Here is a 2,296-nt window from a genome sequence, read left to right on the forward strand (position 1 = left end):
AAAGCCGCTGGGTCTGGAGATGGGCACTGTACGGCAAAAAGCGGATTTTATCCGGAAAGCGGGCGTCATGACGGCCACAGGTTACTGCCTAAGGTATATGGAGCCGGTACAGAAGGCGAAACAGTACCTGGCCGGCAAAGAAATCGCCATGGTGCGGGCCCACAGGTTCGGCGGGTTGCCGGATACCCCTTGGTGGGTGGACCATACCAAATCGGGCGGACAGCTGGTAGAGCAGACGACCCATAATGTGGATCTTATGCTGTACTTGGCCGGAACAGTCCACAAGGTCAGTGCCGACATGGCCCTGCTGCTGAACAGGGATGTTCCCGGTATTACGACGCCGGATGCCGCTTCGGTCAACCTGGTGTTCGATTCGGGCGCAATCGGTCACATTGACACCGGTTTTCTACCTCAGCCGGACAGCCGTTCTCCCTGGAGATCATTGGAAGGGATTTCAGATTGACGCTCGAAGGAACGTCGCTTACCATTTTGGAACCGGAGCAGACGATCATTCTTCGCGGTAAATCCGATTTCTACAAAGTCCAGGACGACGCTTTCATTCGGGCCGTTGCCACGGGTGACCAGAGCATAATTCTGGCCCCGTATGAAGAAGCGATGCACACGCTGGAAGTGACGCTGGCTGCCAACGAATCGGCACGAAGCGGATTGCCGGTGACCATAACCAAGAGGGGGTAAATATAGAGCCCCTCCAGGAGCCTGCGGGCTCCTATTTTGCGTATCCGGATAGCCGTAAGGAGTGCATAAACATATCGATGCCGTGCATAATCACGCCCTTTTCCATAATCAGGATATGACGGAGTATTCCAGAATAGAATCTGGTAAACCGTTTTCGATCTATCAATTTGGATTTTTTGGATTCAGTGATTGTATACGTCAATTCGATGAAGGAAACAGTCATAGTTAAGCCAATTTATATCATCATTACGATGAGGGTTGCGCCTTCTAAAAGAAAATAATTTCCGGATCGAAGGCTCCATTCTCTATCAGGAAACGGGATTCCCGGCATTCCCTAGTTCTTGTTTTCTTGCGAAGATCTTGCTTCTGCTGTCCCAAACAAGGTAAACTCAAACTTAGGCATAAAAAGAGCTGGAACAAGAAGGAAGGATTAGCATGTTGGATCTGAATGTAAATGAGCCGGATCAGCTGGTTCAGGTTGCCCATGCATTGTCCACCCGGGCGAGGGTGGATATGCTGAAACTGCTCTATACGCGGAGCATGAATATAATAGAAATTTCGGAAGCACTCAAGCTGCCGGTGTCGACAGTGGCGAACAACGTCAAAATTTTGGAGGCCGCCAAGCTGCTGACGACAGAGCTTCTGCCCGCGGCCCGGGGGGCGGATGAAGGTATGCACCCGCAGTTATGATGACATCCATATCAGTCTCAACCCGGCGATCCAATCGACCAAGGAAAATTATGGCGTGTATGAGGTCGAAATTCCGATCGGATTGTACAGCGATTGCGAAGTATACCCGACCTGCGGCATGGCGAGCGGCACCGAAATGATCATCCGGGAAGACGAGCCGGCGAGCTTCTACCATCCGAAGCATATCGATGCGCAGATCATCTGGTTCCGCAAAGGTTACTTGGAGTACATTTTGCCGCTGGAGCTTCCGCAAAACGTCAAAATCAAGTCGCTTGAACTGTCCATGGAAATCTGCTCTGAAGCGCCCAACTTCGATAACGATTGGCCCTCGGACATATCGGTCTGGGTGAACGGGCTTGAGATCGGGATGTGGACGAGTCCGGGGGATTTCGGGGACCGCCGGGGCAGGCTGAACCCCTCCTGGTGGCTCGATTGGACGACGCAGTACGGCCTCTTGAAAACGTGGCGGGTCGATGAGGACCGAACGACGCTGGATATGAAAAAGGTATCGGATGTGGGCATCAACGATCTTCAGCTGGAAGGGCGTCCGAATTTGCGCCTGCGGATCGGCGTGGATCCAAATGCGGTCCATAAAGGCGGGGTGAACATCTTCGGGCGGCAGTTCGGCGATTATGAGCAGGACATCAAGATGCGTATTCAATATGTTCCCCTCACGGAGGAAGCGTAAAACCATTGTTACAACAAGTTTGTAACAATGGTTTTTTTGTTTCTGTCACCGTGCTTGTGGATTTTTATGGGAAAAGAGCGTGGTTAAGGCAATTCCTTCTTGCTGATAAAGCGATGAAGCCAATTTGATATGCACGAGAATAAAAACAGATCAAAATTTTTATTACAAAAAAATGAAATGAATGCGTTGACAAAATAGAATTTTCGCCGTAATATAGCCCCA

The 2,296-nt window shown here is 50.7% G+C and carries 4 protein-coding genes; all 4 read left to right on the forward strand.

Annotation, left to right across the window (positions count from 1 at the left end; genetic code table 11):
* The coding region (locus tag CPT76_RS38995; protein WP_258168099.1) for a Gfo/Idh/MocA family protein at positions 1 to 463 on the forward strand (463 nt) is incomplete at its 5' end.
* Positions 460 to 696, forward strand: coding sequence for a hypothetical protein (locus CPT76_RS39000; protein ID WP_258168100.1), 237 nt, complete (start codon positions 460 to 462; stop codon positions 694 to 696). The genes CPT76_RS38995 and CPT76_RS39000, both read left to right, overlap by 4 nt.
* Before the next feature lie 435 nt (positions 697 to 1,131).
* Entirely contained in the window at positions 1,132 to 1,386 is a 255-nt protein-coding gene (locus CPT76_RS41220) for an ArsR/SmtB family transcription factor (RefSeq protein WP_308737519.1), read from the forward strand.
* Positions 1,361 to 2,074 (forward strand): transcriptional regulator, encoded by a 714-nt coding sequence (locus CPT76_RS05280; RefSeq protein ID WP_308737520.1) that lies wholly within the window; start codon positions 1,361 to 1,363, stop codon positions 2,072 to 2,074. The genes CPT76_RS41220 and CPT76_RS05280 overlap by 26 nt, the downstream gene beginning before the upstream one ends.
* The last annotated feature ends 222 nt before the right edge of the window (positions 2,075 to 2,296 follow it).

The organism is Paenibacillus sp. AR247 (assembly GCF_002968895.1).
Classification (GTDB): domain Bacteria; phylum Bacillota; class Bacilli; order Paenibacillales; family Paenibacillaceae; genus Paenibacillus_AQ; species Paenibacillus_AQ favisporus.